This window comes from Paraglaciecola chathamensis S18K6, from assembly GCA_000314955.1.
In the GTDB taxonomy this organism is placed as follows: Bacteria; Pseudomonadota; Gammaproteobacteria; order Enterobacterales; family Alteromonadaceae; genus Paraglaciecola; species Paraglaciecola chathamensis.
In genome coordinates this window covers 1-18959 of the sequence record BAEM01000047.1, presented here as the reverse complement: position 1 = coordinate 18959, position 18959 = coordinate 1, and the positions used below count along the sequence as shown (strand labels likewise).

The window sequence follows — 18959 nt, the reverse complement described above, 5'->3', positions numbered from 1 at the left end:
AACTAAATAGCGAAGATACCGGTCATAATTAGCGTGTGTTTTAGTTTATGTGTGTTCCCGATTAAACTACTTAGCCCAGCTCTTTAGCTGGGCTTTTTTTTGCTTTATTTTCTGATAACGCCAAATGAGAAGTGTATAACAAACACAAAAAAACCGGCTTAAGCCGGTTTAATCGAAGTAACCTAAAAACTAAGCAAATTGATAAGTAAAATAATCACTTAAGAACTGATCAAATCCCACCGTATCTGACTCTTCAATTTGACGCTGATCTTCCAGCGAGTTCATTGCATGCTTGCTCAGCATCTCTGCATCAAAGAATTGATAATCAGTGTCATGTAAACGCGCTTTGTAGCTTGATGCCAACTCTAGCCCCAAAACCCCATTATCCTTATCGTTGGCTAGTAAAATTGCCAATACTTTAGCAGAAGGCGTTTTTTCCGGATCTAGGATCTTTTGCCATTCGTTCTCTACAGCTAAACTATATTCAGGCACGTCTAGGTTACTGTCTAATACTTTAGCTACCTGCCTCATACCGTCAAACACAGTAGCTGCCCATTGGGTCATAGCTATCGTTTCTTCGTCTTTTGTAAGCGTTAATGAAGGGTCACGGCCATGATCGACCACAGCACGTAAATTCATCTCTGTTTCGCGATAAGAATCAGTTGTCATGTCTGGGCTAGGCATAACAACACAGTACACTAAAAATACATCTAAAAAGAAAAACTGATTGCGTTCAATGCCAATATCAATAAATGGGTTCACATCAAGTGCACGCACTTCAATGTACTCAACACCGCGGGCTTGCAGTGCATCAGTGGGCTTCTCTAAAGGTTTTGTTGGCTGCTTAGGACGAATAGGCGAGTAGAGCTCGTTCTCTATCTGTAATACGTTGCTATTGAGTTGCTGATACTGCCCGTCTTTTTTGCCAGCAAATTTTTCGAAAACGTCTGACGGCGTACTAATCGCTTTGCGCAAAGACTCAATATAAGTATCGACTTGGTTATAACAGGTCATCAAACCCGACTGAGCACTGTTTGTGTAGCCAAGATCGCTCATGCGTAAGGAGGTTGCATAAGGTAAATACAACGACCCCTTACCTATTGTTTTAAAAGGTAATGTGGTGCTTTTCCCTTTTACAAACGAACTGCATATTGCCGGAGACGCACCGTATAAATAAGGGATTAACCAACAGAAACGGCGGTAATTTCTGATCATTGCAAAATACGCAGCGGACTTGGTTTCTTTATTGTTTTCGCTGCCTTGGGTTTTGTTTATCCAAAGATCCCAAAATGTATCAGGCAACGAAAAGTTAAAATGCACCCCCGCAATCGCTTGCATCATACTACCGTAACGGTTCTTTAAACCTTCTCGGTACAGACTTTTCATTTTGCCGACGTTAGACGAACCAAATTGCGCGATAGGGATTTCATCTTGATCGTCAATATAACAAGGCATACTCATCGGCCACAGACATTCATCATCAATATTAGCTAAAGCAAACTTATGCACATCACGTAATTGGCCCATAGTTTTATCAGCGTCTTGTTCAGGAGGCGTAATAAATTCCAACAAAGACTCAGAGAAGTCAGTGGTAATGTATTCATGGGTTAATGCAGCCCCCAGTTTCTCATTGTGGGGTGTCTGCGCTAACTTTCCATTAGGTTGAATACGTAACGCTTCACGCTCAATTCCATGGCAGATCCCTGTCAATGTAGAAGCAAGGTCTTCTTTAGCTAAGAGCGCCACGCGCTCGGCAAAATCTTTTTCTAATGTCTGCAAAATAAGTTCCAGTAATATCAGCAACCCCCAGTAAATGGGGAGCGTTAAAGTTAATTCAAGGAATATAGACCTGTGTTACTTTATTTTTCACTCAATTCAGGTGTTAATATTCAACGGTCATGTCAACCACTTCCCTTCCAAGGGTTGCTAATTGAGCGCGGATCACCTCAGCATCTCCAACAACCACAATCTGCATTGAATCCGGATCAAGCACTTTTGCAGCTAGCGTGTTCAACTCTTCTTTACCAATGTTATGAATAATCTCATTTTGCGTAGCGCGATATGACTTATCTAACTCGTAAGTAAGTAGGTGGCGTAAGAAGCCCGCTTTGCTCGACGGTGTTTCATATTCTAACGCATCTCCTTGAGTGAATGCATTGCGCATCAGCTCTAACTCAGCCTGAGTCATGCCTTTTTCATGATATTTACTGATTTCACTCAGCATTTCACGAATACCGTCTGCGGTATTATCTTGTTTAAGATCGGCACTGGCATCGAACCAACCTAACGTTTTCCCGCCGATAAAACTTGTTGAAGCACCATAGGTATACCCTTTGTCTTCACGTAAATTTAGGTTAATACGGCTGCTAAACACGCCGCCAAGCGCAAAATTCATCAGCTTACTTCTAAATTGCTCACCGGTAGCATCATAGGGTAGATAAGGTTTAACGATAGACACCACAGATTGCTTTGCACCCGGTTTATCAACCAAATAGATGACAGGCTTTCCCATTTCCGGAAATTTGGCATAATCTTCTATTTCATATGATTTAGCTGACCAGTTTGTCAAAAATGACAATGACCCCACGATCGTTTTCGGGTCAATATCGCCAACCACAACGACATTAGCCATGCTCGGTGAGTAATATTTTTGATAGTAAGCTTTTACGTCATCCAGGCTAATGTTGTTTAATGTGTGCAATGTACCCGTGTCAGGCAAACTCACACGGTTGTTGTCACCGAATAGCAATTCACTGACCGCACGACTGGCTAACACAGACGGGTTTTTAACCTGTTGTTGCAACGATTGTGCAGAGCGCTGTTTTAGACGCTCAAAATCACTTTCTAAAAATGCAGGGGCAAACAGCTTTTTGTTAAATAACGCTAAAGTCGCATCAAGATTACGTGACAAGCTATTGATCCGCACTGTGGTATAACGACCACTTGCTTCAAAGCGAATGCTACTGCCTAAAAGCGCCAATTGATTGGCCATTTCTTCATTGCTAAAGCCCTGAGTGGTTTCATTCATCATTTGTGCGGTAAACGACGCCAGCCCTGCTTTTTCAATAGGGTCAAGCAGCGGCCCCCCTTCCATATTAAAGCTAATAGAGACAGTAGGAGTTTCTTCACTATCTAAAGTGACAAGCGTCAACCCATTATCAAACGTTTGTTGATCAAAATTCGGAACACTCACCACAGGTGAAGGCCCTACAGGTGGCACAAGGCTACGATCGAACGAATCTGTAATTTCTGCTTGTTCCACATGCTGCTCAACCGTACTGAGGTTGTCTAAGTTGCGCTTTGGCGGAGCAAAGTTAGCCGGCTTAGCGGCTAATTGTGCCTGACCTTTAGGTACTATGCTTAACACCACACTGGGCTTATTTTTAATATAGCGCTTATATACTCGCATCACGTCTTCGGCAGTCACGGCGTTATAGCGATTTAAATCGTATTGCACCATATCAGGCTCGCCATCGAAGGTTTGATTTGAGGCAAGCGTTGAAACCTTACCCGATACGCTTTGCAATCCAAAAATGGTGGAAGACTCTATACCGACCTTAGTCCGGTTTAAATCATCTTCGTTTACCCCCCGCTTTTCAAATTCAGCCAGGGTTTGCTCGAACCGTGTATAAAGCTCAGACAAATTGGTGCTATTTTGCGGGTTGGCAAGCGCGATCAGTTGAAATTCGCATGCTAATTCTTGGCAAGGATGTGACACCAATGCTTGTACAGCATAACCATCCTTAACGAGGTTTTTATAGAAAAGTGAGGTTTTGCCGGCCCCTAAAATGTTTGATAACACATCTAAAGGCGCTTCATCTTCGTGACGCACATAGGCCGTCGGAAACGTAACCTGTAACAAAGGTAAGTGAACTTCATCTTCTAAAGTGACGAAGCGAGTGTCATCTAGGGTTACCAAGGTTTTTTCAGCGTTTTCAACTTCTGGCCCTGACGGGATAGGCCCAAAATACTTGTTTGCCCATTTTAGAACCTGCTCTGGTTGAATGTCGCCACCTATAGTTAACACTGCATTGTTTGGCCCGTACCAACGTTTAAAGAAGGCTTTCAAGTCATCTACGTTGACTCGGTTTAAGTCTTCGATGTAACCAATTGTCGACCATGAATAAGGGTGACCAGCTGGATATAACGCCTCTGAATTACGCTCACTGCGCAGGCCATAAGGCTGGTTGTCATAACTTTGGCCACGCTCGTTCTTTACTGTTTCGCGCTGAATCTCAAATTTTTCTTGAGTCACTGAGCCCAGTAAAAAGCCCATGCGATCAGCTTCTAACCACATCATTTTTTCAAGTTGATTAGCAGGTACTGTTTCAAAATAATTAGTGCGATCAGAGTTGGTAGTCCCATTCATATTCCCACCAGCTTCGGTGACAAGTTTAATATGCTCATCATCCGCAACGTTTTTTGAGCCTTGGAACATCATATGTTCAAAAAAGTGCGCGAACCCTGACTTACCTACTTCCTCACGAGCAGAGCCTACATGGTAGGTGACATCAACACGTACTAATGGGTCAGAATGATCTTCATGTAGCACCACTGTTAACCCATTGGCCAAGCGATACTTCTTGTAGGGAATACCTACCTGATTTTTATCTACCGTATGCTCGGAAATGAGGGTTATCCCCTCGGGTAAGTTTGTTGTCGTTGGAAGTGACACGGAACTGGTTGGTTGACATGCGGCTAAAATGCCGGCAAATGCCGATAATATAACGATTTTTTTTACCACGAGAAACTTGCCCATTGATTTACACTAGTTTAATAGTCTACCCTTTCATTCATAACAAAGTCACCCAGCTTGTGGGCTGACTCAGCAGTAAGTGACGACCTGATCTAAGGATCCTGTGCATGAATCAAGACCCCGTAATTTTCGATGTAGACTTTGCGTTGCGCCAATTTAGCGGCAATGAGAGCTTATTAGTCAAAATGCTTGGCAAGTTCAACGAACAATACGAAGGAGTCGAAGAGACGCTTGTCAGTGATATTCGCTTACAAAATTTAGACGCTGTTCGCCAACAAGTTCACACCATAAAAGGGGTAAGTGGCAATTTAGGCATGTCAGCTTTGCACCAAGCTAGCCGTGACTTTGAAGCCCAAATTAAAAGCGAAGCGCCAGAAACGCTCAATTGCAATCAGTATATTGCTGTTCTTAAGCAAACGTTAGCGACAACCAATGAGTATGCTAATACAGTGCAAAGCGCAAATGCAGCCACATCGAATGCTGCACAAGGGGAAGTTAACCCTCAAGGCAAACAAGAATTGCTTAAGGCGCTTAAAAGAAACGAGTTCATCACCCCTGACAAACTCGATCAGTACATAAGAGACTGCGCACTGGACAACGATACCCAAACAGCGTTGCGCAACGCTATTGACGATCTTGATTACCCTGCGGCGATTGCTTTACTTGAGTAATTCCGCTTTTCCCCCGATTTCTGTTGTTTTCGATCACCCTGACTTCATTATTATCGACAAACCACCCGGCGTAAGTGTGCAAAATGAGGCAAGCACCTCGGGGATTTTGCCCATGGTTTGTACACAGCACGCATTTGATAAACTGTGGTTAGTCCACCGACTAGATAAAGTCACATCAGGTTTACTGATATTGGCCAAGCATGCGCAAGCAGCCAGCCAATTGGGTAAACTATTTGAAGCGAGGGAAATTGAAAAATACTATCTTGCGTTGGGCGGCGCTAAACCAAAGAAAAAGCAAGGTACCGTCACAGGTGCCATGAAAAAAATTCGCGACGGGAAATGGGCTTTTAACCAAAATGGCAACGCTGTCGCCGTCTCTCAGTTTTTTAGTAAGAGTGTATCGGCCGGTATTCGCTTGTTTCTACTAAAGCCACTTACCGGTAAAACCCACCAACTCAGGGTCATGTTAAAAAGTTTGGGCAGCCCTATTTTAGGGGATGAATTATATAAAGCTCAGGCACAAGACCGAACCTATCTGCACGCCTATTGCCTGCGCTTTACCTATCAAGGTCAATTGGTGCAGTTAGTCTGCCCACCAACCGAAGGCGCGCTATTTACGGATGAAGAATGCCAAACAGCGCAGCAAGAATATGCCGAACCTTGGTTAAAAAGTTGGCCAACGCCTAAAACCTCCCCCAGTTAGGCAAAAAACAGAGGATACCTAGCAGTGAAAGTCGCGATCGTTGGTAATGGTGCTATTGGAAACCTACTCCTATTAAAAAGCATAAAAATGCACCTAGAAGTGGGGGTAATTATGCGCCAGCAGCGCAATTTCACACTAAATGCCACTGACATAGCCGGTCAGTCTCATCAAATTGACATCAATTCGATTGCACTGGCCTCGCTACATGATTATGACATGCTCATACTGCCGGTAAAGGCCTACCAAATAGTCGATGTGCTTAGGCAGATGCAACTTTACATAGCCCCGACACAAACCATCGTATTACTGCACAATGGTATGGGGGTTATCGAAGACGCGAAAATGCTGCTTCCTAATAACCCACTGATTGCAGCAACCACCAGTCATGCAGCCTATAAGCCTGATACACATAGCGTGGTTGAAACCGGTTTGGGAAACTGCCAACTTGGGTATGTACTCAACCCGCCACACAATACGCTACATAACGAGCGAGAAAACGAGCTAAAAAGCGCGCCAAAAAATGACGCCCTACAAACTGTGTCATGTAGTCAGGTTCTCGATACGCTTTTAGCGCCATGTTCTTGGCAGCAAAATATAGAACAGGCGCTTTGGGATAAACTTGCGATCAACGCCGCTATTAATCCACTGACCGCGATATATAAAGTCAAAAATGGCCAGCTAATAGAAGCCAAATATCAGGCCATGATAAAGGATATATGCGGAGAAACCGCTGCGGTAATGAGCGCCCTAGGCTTTTTAGGCAGTGAAGAACAGCTTTATCAAAAAGTGCTTGATGTTGCCCAGGCCACCAGCGAAAACTATTCCTCGATGTATCAAGACATTACGCACAAACGCCCTAGCGAAATTGACTATATCAACGGTTATATTTGCCGCGAAGCAGAGAAACACGCTATCGATGTACCACTCAACACGGCGCTGGTGAGCCAAATTAAAGCATTAGCTTAATGGCGTATTAGCTTAGTGACGCGTCACATTGCGGGTTAGGCTTGCCAGAGTATTTTTCAGAGTGTAGATACAAAAAGAGCGCCCAACGGCGCTCTTTTTCATACTCGAAACCTATTATTAGTGGCTGATTATTCAGCTTTCTCGCTGCTAACTTCCGGCTTCATGTGCGGGAACAGGATGACGTCTTTAATCGTAGGGCTGTCAGTGAATAACATCACCAAACGGTCAATACCGATCCCCTCACCTGCTGTTGGCGGCAGACCGTATTCAAGGGCACGAATATAGTCATCGTCAAAATGCATCGCTTCATCATCGCCCGCGTCTTTTTCAGCTACCTGCTTACGGAAACGCGCTTCTTGGTCTTCTGAGTCATTTAACTCAGAGAAACCATTTGCTAGTTCACGACCGCCTACGAAAAACTCAAAACGGTCAGTCACGAAACTATTGTCGTCATTGCGGCGCGCCAGTGGTGATACTTCCCACGGGTATGCAGTGATGAACGTAGGCTGATCAAGTTGCTCTTCTGCTGTGGCTTCAAAGATTTCGCAAAGGTACTTACCTGCTCCCCATATGCCATCTACTTCAGGCTCTTTGATGTGCAGCTGCTTGGCCATCGCTTTAAGCTCATCAAGGTGCGCTTCAGGATCGTTGATCGCTTCAACGTTCGCTTCAGGCCAATATTTGATCACCGCTTCGCTCATGGTCAAACGCTGGAAAGGTTGGCCAAAGTCGTAAGTTTTCTCTTCGACTACGTTACCTTCGCTATCCTTGATAGTGTTCTTCACAATGCTCGTACCTAACACGTCTTGTGCAACGCTGCGCAGCATTTCTTCCGTTAGGTTCATCAAGTCTTGATAATCAGCATAGGCCTGATAAAACTCAAGCATAGTGAATTCTGGGTTGTGACGCGTCGATAACCCTTCGTTACGGAAGTTACGGTTAATTTCAAATACGCGTTCAAAACCACCTACCACCAAACGCTTAAGGTAAAGCTCTGGGGCGATCCGCAAATACATATCAATGTCTAATGCGTTATGGTGCGTGGTAAACGGCTTGGCCGTTGCGCCGCCGGGAATCACCTGCAACATAGGTGTTTCTACTTCCATGAACTTACGCTCACTCAAGAAGTTACGAATACCCGTTACAATTTTACTGCGGATCATGAACGTATCACGGGTTTGTTGATTTGTAATCAGGTCAACATAACGCTGGCGGTACTTGGTTTCTTGGTCAGCTAGGCCATGGAACTTTTCAGGCAATGGGCGCAACGACTTAGTCAACAATTGGTATTCGCTCATGTTGACGTACAAATCGCCTTTACCAGACTTATGAAGTTCACCTTTAACACCAATGATGTCACCAATATCGAGACTGGTGTAACGGGCTTTAATGTCTTTTTGCGTGTCTTTTGACGCATACGCTTGAATGCGACCTGTCATATCTTGCAATAACAAGAATGGCCCGCGCTTAGCAAGTATACGCCCAGCAATACTGACCACTTTACCAAGTTCTTCTAAAGCCGCTTTTTCATGTTCTCCAAACTCTGCTTGAAGATCTTGGCTATAAAATTCACGACGAAAGGTATTAGGGAAGCCGTTCGATTTGCAGTTTTCACGGATCTGCGAAAGTTTAGTCCGGCGCTCAGCTATGAGCTTGTTTTCATCTTGTTGCTGTTCAGTCATCGACTTTCCTGATTTCTATTAGCTATATATAAATGTGAATTAACTTACAAACCTGACTTTAAGCTGGCTTGAATGAATTTGTCTAGATCACCGTCTAACACTGCTTGTGTGTTGCGTGTTTCCACACCGGTGCGCAAGTCTTTTATGCGCGAATCGTCCAATACGTAAGAGCGTATTTGACTGCCCCAACCGATATCAGACTTGCTGTCTTCCATGCTCTGTTTTTCTTCGTTTTGCTTCTGCATTTCGAATTCATACAGTTTGGCTTTCAGCTGCTTCATGGCTTGGGCTTTGTTCTTGTGTTGTGAGCGGTCATTTTGACACTGCACCACTATGTTCGTTGGTTCGTGGGTAATACGCACCGCTGAGTCGGTTCTGTTTACGTGTTGACCACCGGCTCCAGAAGCGCGATAGGTGTCAATACGTAAGTCAGAGGGGTCGATATCAATCTCAATATCATCATCTATTTCTGGGTAGGCAAACACAGAGGCAAATGACGTATGACGGCGGCTACCTGAGTCAAAGGGAGATTTACGTACCAAACGGTGCACGCCGGTTTCGGTGCGCAGCCAACCAAACGCATATTCACCTTCAAAACGGATCGTGGCGCTTTTTATTCCAGCGACATCACCGTCTGAGACTTCAATGAGCTCGGTTTTAAAGCCATGGGCTTCACCCCAACGCAAATACATGCGCAATAACATGCTCGCCCAATCTTGCGCCTCAGTACCACCGGACCCAGACTGAATATCAATGTAACCGTCGTTAGCATCATTCGGGCCGCTAAACATACGGCGAAACTCAAGGGTTTCTAGCTTAGCCACCAACACTGCTAAATCTTTTTCAGCTTCATCAAAGGTATCTTGATCGCTTTCTTCAACAGCCAGCTCAAGTAGTTCTTCAACATCAACACAACCTTGTTCAAGAAAAACGATGGTCTCGACCACTTGCTCTAGGGCAACTTTTTCTTTTCCAAGGGCCTGAGCACGCTCTGGCTCATTCCACACATCAGGACTTTCTAATTCGCGGTTAACTTCTTCGAGGCGTTCACTCTTTTGATCATAGTCAAAGGTACCCCCGAAGCGATGTACTGCGCTGCTTTACGTCACTGATGGTATTTAATATTGGATTGATTTCGAACATAAACCTTAACATTGTCATAGCAGTTGAATGGCGGCGGATTTTACCGGATTTTCTCTGTTAATGACAGATCTGTACTATCAGTTACAACAAATCATACCTTACTGCCAAAATGTGACACCTACTTAACGCAAAACACCCGCTATAAGGCGGGTGTTTTCATCACTAACAATATGTTACTGACGCCGTTTACATGCGCTCCATGGTGTCAATGCCAAGCAGGCTCAAGCCAGATTGCAAGGTTTTGGCCGTTAGCGCCGCCAGTGTCATGCGGCTATCACGCACTTCAGGGGCAATGCCCTCTTTTAACATCGGGCACGCTTCATAAAAACTCATAAACAAGCTGGCAAGTTCATACAAGTAGGTACACAACACATGGGGGGTACCTTCAGCGATAACTTGGTTAATCGCTTCAACGTACTGAAGTTGCTTCACTGCGAGCATTTTTTCTTGTGGAGCATCAAGGGTGATCGCAGCATTTAAGGTTTTATGGTCAACCCCAGCCTTACGGAAAATACTCATCACCCGAGTATATGCATACTGCAAATAAGGTGCGGTGTTGCCTTCAAAGCTAAGCATGCTGTCCCAGCTGAACATGTAATCTGTGGTACGGTTTTTACTCAAATCTGCATATTTCACCGCGCCGATACCAATTTTATTGGCTAACACTTTCAGTTCATCAGTAGATAAATCGGTTTCGCGCTTGCTTAATAATGCTTGGGCACGCTCAACGGCTTCATCAAGTAACTCAACTAATTTTACGGTGCCGCCGGTACGGGTTTTGAAAGGTCGGCCGTCGCTGCCTAGCATCATGCCAAATGGGCAATGTTCGTAAGTTTGCTCAGGCTCAATAAAACCTGCTTTACGAGCAACAATTTCGGTTTGCTTGAAGTGCAACGCTTGGCGGGCATCAGTCAATATCAGGGTGCGATCAGCATGTAGCTGCTTGTTACGGTAGCGAACCGCGGCTAAATCCGTGGTGGCATATAAGTACCCGCCACCGGACTTTTGCACTATGTATGCTGCGGGCTTGCCTTCTTTATCTGCTAATTCAGGTAAAAACACCACCTGAGCACCTTCGCTTTCAACCGCTAAGCCCTTTGCTTGCAGCTCACTTACAACATTGGCCAAATCATGGTTGTACGCGCTTTCACCCATAATATCAGCTCGGGTTAAACTCACGTTAAGCTTGTCGTACACTTCTTCGCTGTGGGTAATCGATACGTCAATAAAGTTTTGCCAAAGCGCCAAACAATGAGCGTCACCCCCTTGCAGTTTCACTACATATTCACGGGCACGATCGGCAAAACCGTCTTCTTCATCAAAACGTACTTTGGCTTCGCGGTAGAAATCTTCTAAATCAGACAGAGCGGTTTCCGCCACCTGATTTGACTCTAGTTTGTCGTTTAAATGCGCCAACAACATACCAAACTGCGTGCCCCAATCACCCATGTGATTCTGGCGGATCACCTTATGGCCCATAAATTCGAGGGCTTTAACCACGGCATCACCAATAATGGTGGTACGTAAATGCCCCACGTGCATTTCTTTGGCTAGATTCGGTGACGAGTAATCAACAACGACTGTTTTGCTTGGCTGAGTTTCAATGTTTAAACGCGGGTCTGCCGCGGCCTCTGACAACTGTGTCGCTAACCAATCTTTGCTTAGGTATATGTTGATAAATCCAGGGCCGGCAACTTCGAGTTTTTCTGCGATACCATCAAGCTCCACTGCAGCGACGATTTTATCCGCGATATCCCGCGGCTTTTGCTTTAGCACTTTCGCAAGCGCCATAGCACCATTGAACTGGTAATCACCAAAACCTACTTTGGTTGCGCGACTAAGGGGGGCTGGGGAGTTTTCAGGTGCACCGATAGCCACCAAGGCTGCACGAAATTTGTTTAATAAGAGTGTGTGTAAATTCATATTTTAAAGCCAGTAATCGTATTTGTTGAACACATATGTATGTGCAATTTGGCTGGGGCGAGGTGCCCCAAGCCATTAATGTTCGCGAGTTTGATGAAACTCTATGTCTGGGTAGCGCTCTTGAGCAAGTGACAAATTCACCATAGTCGGGGCGATATAGGTTAGGTTGTCGCCACCATCAAGGGCCAAATTGGCTTCTGCTTTGCGACGAAACTCGTCGACTTTGCGTTCATCTTTGCCGTATATCCAGCGCGCGGTGGCCACATTAATGTGTTCATACATTGCGTCCACGTTGTATTCCCCTTTTAACCGCGCAACAACCACGTCAAACTGCAACACACCCACAGCGCCCACGATCAAGTCGTTATTTTGCAATGGTCTAAAGACTTGCACAGCGCCCTCTTCTGAGAGCTGAATCAAGCCCTTGAGCAACTGCTTTTGCTTCAATGGGTCGCGCAAACGAATACGTTTGAATAATTCAGGGGCAAAGTTAGGAATACCAGCAAAACGGAACTTTTCGCCTGAAGTAAAGGTATCACCGATTTGAATCGAGCCATGATTGTGCAAGCCAATAATATCCCCAGCGTATGCTTCATCGAGCAACTCTCGATCTCCGGCTAAAAACGTCAAGGCATCTGAAATACGTACATCTTTACCGATACGGCTTTGATGCATTTTCATGCCCTTTTGATATTTGCCTGACACGATGCGGCAAAAGGCTATACGGTCTCTGTGCTTAGGATCCATATTGGCCTGAATTTTAAACACGAAACCGCTGAATTTTTCATCTTTAGCTTCAACCTTGCCTTGGTCAGTTTCACGCCCTTGGGGCGTAGGTGCCCACTCGACTAAACCGTCAAGCATGTGATCGACGCCAAAGTTGCCCATCGCGGTACCAAAGAACACAGGGGTTAATTCACCGGCAATAAATTCGTCTAAATTGAAATCGTGAGATGCACCTTTCACCAATTCCAACATATCACGCAACTCTTCTGCGTAATCGCCAATGGCGGTATCCAGTTCAGGGTTATCTAAGCCTTTAATAACACGCTTTTCTTGAATAGTGTGACCTTGACCTGTGGCATACAAAATCGTCTCATCACGCAGTAAATGGTAAACACCTTTAAACTCTTTTCCCATACCGATAGGCCAGGTAATAGGTGCGCACTTGATATTGAGTACACTTTCCACTTCATCGAGTAAATCGATGGGATCACGGGTGTCACGGTCAAGCTTGTTCATAAAAGTAATAATCGGCGTGTCACGCAAACGGGTAACATCCATCAATTTGATGGTTCGTGCTTCAACCCCTTTTGCAGCATCAATAACCATTAAACAAGAATCAACGGCTGTCAGCGTACGATAAGTATCTTCTGAGAAGTCTTCGTGACCTGGAGTGTCGAGTAAATTAACCAGACAATCAGCATAAGGAAATTGCATGACAGATGTAGTAACCGATATGCCCCGCTCTTTTTCCATCTCCATCCAGTCAGACTTAGCATGTTGCCCAGACTTTTTGCCCTTTACGGTACCTGCACGTTGCAAGGCATTTCCGAACAATAAGACCTTTTCTGTAATGGTGGTTTTACCCGCATCCGGGTGAGAAATAATAGCAAAAGTACGTCTGCGTGAGACTTCTTGCGGGACTAAAGCGTTAGACATCTAATAAAATCTTCTCGTGTTTTCGCGGTTTTGTAAGCACAGGTAGAAGCCCTCAAACAGCGCTTCAATCGTCAAATCCGTCATGTTAATCGTAATTGCGCGCTATTTTCGCTGATATTAGGCACATAAACAATCAATGGTTCATCTAAGGCTCTTGATTTCTGTTTAAATCAGAATATAAAAACAAAAAAAGGGGCCAAATTGGCCCCTTGAACGCTAGCATGATTCGCTAGCAACGCTATAAATACGTTTAAATCTGGTATAAAAAGAAAAGCTGATTATTTATACACAGAGCACCGTCATTCGGTTCACTGGATGTCGATAACCACTTTACCTAGCCCTTGACCACTGGCTAGACGATCATGGGCTTTGCCCACTTCTTCTAGACTAAAAGACAGGTCATCCAACACTGGGCGTAAGTGCCCTGCTTCAATAATGTCGGTTAGTGTTGACAAAATTTGACCATGCACTTCTCGCTTATGGTCATGCAACATAGGGATAAGCATAAAAACAACATGCAATGAAAGACCTTTAAAATGCGCGTTGGTTAAATCTAGCTCCAGCAAAGATACTGTCGTCGCGATATGCGCATTTAACGCAGCGGCCTCAAACGAGTTCAGTAGGTTTTCACCACCAACCGAGTCAAATATCACATCAAAACCGGCGCCTTGTGTGTGCTTTTGCACGTAATCTGCAACGGTTTCTGTCTTGTAATTAATGCCTGTTGCGCCTAATTCTTTAATAAGGTTCAATTGGTTTTCACCACCGCCCGTTGAAAATACATTCGCTCCAAAATAACGAGCTAATTGCACTGCAATATGACCAACGCCGCCAGATCCACCGTGTACTAACACATTTTGACCTTCTTTAACTTGGGCTCGTTGAAGACCTTCGTAAGCGGTTATCGCCACTAACGGTAATGCAGCCGCTTCGCGCATCGTAAGATTTTTAGGTTTATGCGCAATGAGTTTACTGTCTGCTAGCATGTATTCAGCGAGCGTACCCTGTAGGTCAGCTAGGCCACCAGCACAGCCATAAACTTCGTCGCCAGGTGCATAACCAGTAACCCCTTTACCAACTGCTTCGATGGTACCTGCGAAGTCCATCCCGAGCACAGCAGGGGCTGCTGGTGACAATGGTAAGTCAGGCCCCATTTGTCTGATCATCATGTCAACTGTATTCACACTGCTTGCTACAACACGGACTAACACATGACCAGGCTTAAGCTCAGGCTTAGCTAGCACGGTAGATTTAAAAACACTTGAATCACCAAATTCATTAACAATCATCGCTTTCATCAGAACGGCCCTTTATTGATTAAGAGAGTGCATTGTAACCGTTGCACTTTGTGGTGATAATTGAGCAATAGTTACAATCAGTTTTTAGATTTAGTTGATAATAGAATGAATATTGAACACCTTAAGCTTTTCGTACGTATCGCCAGAACCTGCAATATCAGTGCAGCCGGTCAAGAACAGGACTTATCTCCCGCTGTGGCCAGTGCTTATATAAGCAAACTCGAAGATAATTTAGGCGTGCGTCTTGTGCATCGCACAACACGTAAGGTGTCGTTAACCGAAGAAGGCGAAGCATTTCTACCCCACGCAGAAGAAATACTCACCAATATAGAAACCGCTAGAGCATCTATTGGCGATGGTGAGCACAACCCCAAAGGGGTTTTGAGAGTAACAGCACCCGCCTCTTTTGGTCGTATGCATATTGTTCCCGCCTTAGCAGAATTTTTAGCTCGCTACCCTGAATTGTCAGTGGATTTTCGTTTTAACGACTCTATCGTCGATTTAGTCGAAGGTGGCTTTGATATCGCTATTCGCGATGCCGCATTGAAAGACTCCAACCTGTTTGCGCGCAAATTAGCGCCTGATCGCAGAATTGTGTGTGCATCCCCAAAATATATTAAAGAATTTGGCGAACCAAAAACGCCACAAGATGTTGCTAACCATCAATGTGTTAATTTGATGGGGCTAGATACCTGGGAATTCGAAGCAGAAAAAGGGTCAGTCAGTGTAAAAGCCAATGGTAAAATTCGTATCGATAACGGGGAAGCGGTTAGAGATGCTGGTATTGAAGGCTCAGGCCTCGTTATGTCGTCAATCTGGTGCGCCTATCAAGCATTGCAATCAGGACAACTTGTGCAAGTACTAAAAGATTACCCAATGGTGTCAAAAACAGCAATATGGGCGGTATATCCAAGCAATCGTCAATTAGCGCCAAAAGTACGAGCATTTATAGACTTCTTTTTGGAATATTATGGGCAAACACCTTATTGGGAAAGGGCTTTAGAAGAGTAAGTAAAACCCTGATATTTCAACATGGCGTATTAGTGTACGTATTATATCAATCCGCGTTAATAAGTGATCACGTCTTAACGCGGAATGGCATTAGTGAAATAAGTCACGACTTGGATCTCAGTTATTTCTGCCTATTCGATTGACAAAGTAGGCTGTCGTCCCTATCTCTTTTGTAAGTCTCGCAAACCATAAACAAGTAAACCGTCTATGGTTTGCGTTACGTCTTTCCATCATTTGAAGGAGTTATTATGCTAGGCGAAAATCATTCACTGACAAACGATTTCCCAGAATTAAAAGACACCATAGCCGCATTGAATAAGAACGACACAACATTTGCAGAAAAAGCCAAAGAGTATGACGAATTAGATAAGGAGATCCGCGTATTAGAACTAAAAGATGCGCCGATTGACGACGAGGCCATGCACCAGTTGAAGCACGACAGAGCGGTATTAAAAGATGCCCTTTATCAACGTCTATTGAGTGAAAGCAAATAGTAGGTATTAGCAAATAAGGGCTGAAGTACTCTCGATTGGTTCTTCAGCCCATGTTTTGTAATTTAGGTTTTATTCAGACGTAATACGCTGAATAATCTCGTCCATCGCGGTTATTAGTGTCTTGTTTTTTTGCTCACTGAGTGCGTCAGGATGAGGTTGAGCAAATTGGGCAATATCATTGTCGTAATATTGACCGGAAGCCTCTAGAAATTCATCCGATAATGCCGCTCTAGTTAAAATATCTGCACCAACACGTAAATCACTGCCAGCCATTCCATAGGCATCTTTTACCATTTTACTGCCCAGTAACGATTTAGGGTTGACCGAAACAACCACTGGCCCATTTTCAGCTCGCGACAATCCTAACTGACGAGACCACATGGTTAGCGCAAGTTTACTTTGCGCATATGCTTGAGAATCATTTAACGATTGTTGACCGGCTAACGCCGCCAAACTAACCGGCGCCTGAGCTGCTGAGGATACATTCACCACGCGAGAGCCTTTACCAAGAATGGGCAGTAATGCTTTTGTTAGGATATACGGCGCGAAAGTATTGACCGCAAATCTTACATCTAGCTTGTCTTCAGTCATGCTATTGGGCACTTTAAACACACCTGCATTATTAATCACCGCATCAAGTGAACTGTGCTTTGCATTAATGTCGGTTGCTAGCTTAATCACGTCACCAAAATTAGCCATGTCGGCCAAATAACACTGTGTTTTATCATCGGCTGCGCCAGCAGCTAATGTTGCTTGTGCATCGCGCAGTTTACTGCTGCTTCGACCGTGTAAAAGAACAGTATGACCTGCAGATAGCAACATTTTTGCGGTTTCAAAACCTATGCCGTCTGTGGCACCTGTTACTAAAATTGTTTTACTCATCACTGTCTCTCCTAAAGGTTAAAAAAATTTTAAGCTATTACTTACAACGCACTTGCTCGCCTTCATTCTCTGCTCATATCAGCACTGCGTTTTGAAAACATCTTTAAACTAACACTCAAGTAACCCCTTGATAATGACCAATCGGGGGGAATCAGTATTTATAATTAGTTGATAATCCCCCTCTAAGCACTACAAACAAGGCCGCAATTGGCACTGGTTTAGCAGCTCATGGGGTATGACCGAACAAGATGTACATGGACATGACGATTCAACGCGTAAACCCTATGCCTAGCGCGCTTGGCGTTCACCTACCGCTCTGTAACGTCAGGCATCTAACATCTGGAAACCTATAGAGAATTTACTTGTAGGATAATCTTATTTCTTTATTAAAAGCGATTTACAATCTGTCAACATTCCCTTATATTCAAACAAGGAGGGGTAACTTTTTTCGCCCTCATATTCACTAAAATGTTCGTTTAGCCCATATTTAGGAAGCCTACTCATTATGTCTCGTAGAAAAAAGTTCAGCGGTGTACAACTTAAATCGCTTCGTAAAGAAGCTGGATATACCCAAGGTGAACTTGCTTTACGGGTTGGCATTTCTCGAGAGACGGTTTCTGCCATAGAAAATGAAAAACCCGAAACGATGAACAGTATCGGTGTTGAGGTAATTAGTAAGTGGTGGGCTGTATGCCGCCAAAAAGCATCAGAACAAACTCGTGAATCATTCTTTTCTACTGTTATGGATTATTTCGGCTTTAATCATACCTAATGTTAGTTCGTGCTTACCTACCCAAGATAATGACGGCCCTCTTTGGAGGGCTTTTTATCGCCGCGGGTATTTTAACGTTTAATAATGCTGTTCTATTTGATCTTTTGTTTATAGGAGTTCTAGTATTTACTGCGATAATTTGTCGTAAAGATATAAATGTGCTCGGTGTAATAACAATTATATTTTTATTACGTACCTTTGAAGAAATAACTTGGCTGTATTTGGGAGATTCAAATTTAACGAAATTTGTTATCTATCCATCCTGTATCATTATTTCTTTTTACCTAAGGTATGACTGGGCAGCAAAAATATTTTTGTATATTGGAATTTTAGCTTCAACTACTGAATTATATTGGTTGTACGAAGATTATCAGGCCCCTCAAATATATTGGAACATGACGCTGGTCGCCATCACATTAATTTCTAGGAACCTGATATTTTCTCGTGTCAGTATTACAGAGCACTACCTGTCCAAGATAATGAGATTAGAAGCTAAATCAATCAATTTGGATTGGATTATATATAGACTTTACGGCTTATCATTAATACTTCAAATTATTGTTATTCTTGAATATCTTATCCGTCACCTTTTTGGTGCTTCTGAGTTAGTATTATTTTACTACTCAAGTGCTTATGCTATTAGAGCTATAAGCACCTTATCAATTTGGGCTATTTTTAACGAAAGCTACAAGCAGTTAGCTCCAAAGTCCTTAAAAGCATAAAACTCTACATTCACTAATAAAACATCCATAATCAGTCGTGCGAATTACCGCATAAACTAAATTACGTGGAGTTTTTTGAATGAATGTATTAAATGCAGCATTAGGTATATTGTTGGTATCAAGCAGTTTGAATATCGCCAGTGGCAACCAATTTTTTGAAAATTCAATCCGAGATTCACATGCCATAATTAGCATTAGTGGTGAAGTTATATCGCCAATTATTGCTATGACTAGCAGTAAAATGAAACCGCCTGTGATTGCCATGACCAGCAGC

Annotated in this window: 16 protein-coding genes; 8 read left to right on the top strand and 8 right to left on the bottom strand. The window is 43.8% G+C overall.

The genetic code is table 11. The annotated features are described in order from the left end of the window. Positions 1 to 189: 189 nt before the first annotated feature. The gene (gene gshA, locus GCHA_RS17910) at positions 190 to 1779 is read right to left on the bottom strand and encodes a glutamate--cysteine ligase (RefSeq protein WP_007990828.1); all 1590 of its coding nucleotides are present in this window, start codon (positions 1777 to 1779) and stop codon (positions 190 to 192) included. A 103-nt stretch (positions 1780 to 1882) separates the two neighbouring features. Further along, the gene (locus GCHA_RS17905) at positions 1883 to 4759 is read right to left on the bottom strand and encodes a M16 family metallopeptidase (RefSeq protein WP_007990825.1); all 2877 of its coding nucleotides are present in this window, start codon (positions 4757 to 4759) and stop codon (positions 1883 to 1885) included. Between the two features lie 104 nt (positions 4760 to 4863). On the opposite strand from GCHA_RS17905, the gene GCHA_RS17900 reads away from it, so the two are divergent. The 3 genes from GCHA_RS17900 to GCHA_RS17890 are packed head-to-tail and all read left to right on the top strand — an operon-like array spanning position 4864 to position 7096. Beyond that, positions 4864 to 5427, top strand: coding sequence for an Hpt domain-containing protein (locus GCHA_RS17900; protein ID WP_007990823.1), 564 nt, complete (start codon positions 4864 to 4866; stop codon positions 5425 to 5427). After that, a complete protein-coding gene (locus GCHA_RS17895) occupies positions 5420 to 6130 on the top strand; it encodes a TIGR01621 family pseudouridine synthase (RefSeq protein ID WP_083881862.1) in 711 nt (236 codons plus the stop codon). Before GCHA_RS17900 ends, GCHA_RS17895 begins: the two co-directional genes overlap by 8 nt. Before the next feature lie 24 nt (positions 6131 to 6154). Next, complete coding sequence (locus GCHA_RS17890; protein ID WP_007990819.1) at positions 6155 to 7096, top strand: ketopantoate reductase family protein; 942 nt, start codon at positions 6155 to 6157, stop codon at positions 7094 to 7096. A 128-nt stretch (positions 7097 to 7224) separates the two neighbouring features. Here the strand turns inward: GCHA_RS17890 and lysS are convergent, their stop codons facing one another. From lysS to GCHA_RS17865, 5 genes are all read right to left on the bottom strand, one after another. Next, the gene (gene lysS, locus GCHA_RS17885) at positions 7225 to 8778 is read right to left on the bottom strand and encodes a lysine--tRNA ligase (RefSeq protein WP_007990817.1); all 1554 of its coding nucleotides are present in this window, start codon (positions 8776 to 8778) and stop codon (positions 7225 to 7227) included. Positions 8779 to 8822: 44 nt separating this feature from the next. Then, positions 8823 to 9921 (bottom strand): peptide chain release factor 2 gene (gene prfB / locus GCHA_RS17880; RefSeq protein ID WP_153810723.1). Its coding sequence is split into 2 segments (ribosomal slippage): positions 8823 to 9845 and positions 9847 to 9921, totalling 1098 coding nucleotides; the frame shifts between segments, so codons are not numbered across the junction. Between the two features lie 186 nt (positions 9922 to 10107). After that, complete coding sequence (gene argS, locus GCHA_RS17875; protein ID WP_007990814.1) at positions 10108 to 11844, bottom strand: arginine--tRNA ligase; 1737 nt, start codon at positions 11842 to 11844, stop codon at positions 10108 to 10110. A gap of 75 nt (positions 11845 to 11919) precedes the next feature. Then, positions 11920 to 13506 (bottom strand): peptide chain release factor 3, encoded by a 1587-nt coding sequence (gene prfC / locus GCHA_RS17870; protein WP_007990812.1) that lies wholly within the window; start codon positions 13504 to 13506, stop codon positions 11920 to 11922. A gap of 308 nt (positions 13507 to 13814) precedes the next feature. Further along, the gene (locus GCHA_RS17865; RefSeq protein WP_007990810.1) at positions 13815 to 14804 is read right to left on the bottom strand and encodes a zinc-dependent alcohol dehydrogenase family protein; all 990 of its coding nucleotides are present in this window, start codon (positions 14802 to 14804) and stop codon (positions 13815 to 13817) included. A gap of 105 nt (positions 14805 to 14909) precedes the next feature. On the opposite strand from GCHA_RS17865, the gene GCHA_RS17860 reads away from it, so the two are divergent. Then, a complete protein-coding gene (locus tag GCHA_RS17860; protein ID WP_039992770.1) occupies positions 14910 to 15815 on the top strand; it encodes a LysR family transcriptional regulator in 906 nt (301 codons plus the stop codon). A 248-nt stretch (positions 15816 to 16063) separates the two neighbouring features. Further along, the gene (locus tag GCHA_RS17855; RefSeq protein ID WP_007990808.1) at positions 16064 to 16309 is read left to right on the top strand and encodes an HP1242/YdcH family protein; all 246 of its coding nucleotides are present in this window, start codon (positions 16064 to 16066) and stop codon (positions 16307 to 16309) included. A gap of 69 nt (positions 16310 to 16378) precedes the next feature. On the opposite strand, the gene GCHA_RS17850 is transcribed toward GCHA_RS17855, so the two are convergent. Then, positions 16379 to 17191, bottom strand: a complete 813-nt coding sequence (locus GCHA_RS17850; protein WP_007990807.1) for an SDR family NAD(P)-dependent oxidoreductase — start codon at positions 17189 to 17191, stop codon at positions 16379 to 16381. A 505-nt stretch (positions 17192 to 17696) separates the two neighbouring features. Here GCHA_RS17850 and GCHA_RS17845 point away from each other — a divergent pair. The 3 genes from GCHA_RS17845 to GCHA_RS23250 all read left to right on the top strand — a co-directional run. Then, on the top strand, positions 17697 to 17963 hold the full coding sequence (locus GCHA_RS17845) for a helix-turn-helix transcriptional regulator (protein WP_006992269.1): 267 nt from the start codon (positions 17697 to 17699) through the stop codon (positions 17961 to 17963). Further along, positions 17963 to 18685, top strand: coding sequence for a hypothetical protein (locus GCHA_RS17840; RefSeq protein WP_007990806.1), 723 nt, complete (start codon positions 17963 to 17965; stop codon positions 18683 to 18685). Before GCHA_RS17845 ends, GCHA_RS17840 begins: the two co-directional genes overlap by 1 nt. A 79-nt stretch (positions 18686 to 18764) precedes the next feature. Continuing rightward, positions 18765 to 18959, top strand: a 195-nt coding sequence (locus GCHA_RS23250; RefSeq protein WP_039992766.1) for a hypothetical protein, incomplete at its 3' end; no start/stop codon positions are given.

Bases quoted from the DNA above. Each gene is read 5' to 3' on its own strand.
- GCHA_RS17905 (WP_007990825.1), bottom strand. From the start codon at position 4,759: ATGGGCAAGTTTCTCGTGGTAAAAAAAATCGTTATATTATCGGCATTT.
- GCHA_RS17900 (WP_007990823.1), top strand. From the start codon at position 4,864: ATGAATCAAGACCCCGTAATTTTCGATGTAGACTTTGCGTTGCGCCAA.
- lysS (WP_007990817.1), bottom strand. From the start codon at position 8,778: ATGACTGAACAGCAACAAGATGAAAACAAGCTCATAGCTGAGCGCCGG.
- argS (WP_007990814.1), bottom strand. From the start codon at position 11,844: ATGAATTTACACACACTCTTATTAAACAAATTTCGTGCAGCCTTGGTG.
- prfC (WP_007990812.1), bottom strand. From the start codon at position 13,506: ATGTCTAACGCTTTAGTCCCGCAAGAAGTCTCACGCAGACGTACTTTT.
- GCHA_RS17865 (WP_007990810.1), bottom strand. From the start codon at position 14,804: ATGAAAGCGATGATTGTTAATGAATTTGGTGATTCAAGTGTTTTTAAA.
- GCHA_RS17860 (WP_039992770.1), top strand. From the start codon at position 14,910: ATGAATATTGAACACCTTAAGCTTTTCGTACGTATCGCCAGAACCTGC.
- GCHA_RS17855 (WP_007990808.1), top strand. From the start codon at position 16,064: ATGCTAGGCGAAAATCATTCACTGACAAACGATTTCCCAGAATTAAAA.
- GCHA_RS17850 (WP_007990807.1), bottom strand. From the start codon at position 17,191: ATGAGTAAAACAATTTTAGTAACAGGTGCCACAGACGGCATAGGTTTT.
- GCHA_RS17845 (WP_006992269.1), top strand. From the start codon at position 17,697: ATGTCTCGTAGAAAAAAGTTCAGCGGTGTACAACTTAAATCGCTTCGT.
- GCHA_RS17840 (WP_007990806.1), top strand. From the start codon at position 17,963: ATGTTAGTTCGTGCTTACCTACCCAAGATAATGACGGCCCTCTTTGGA.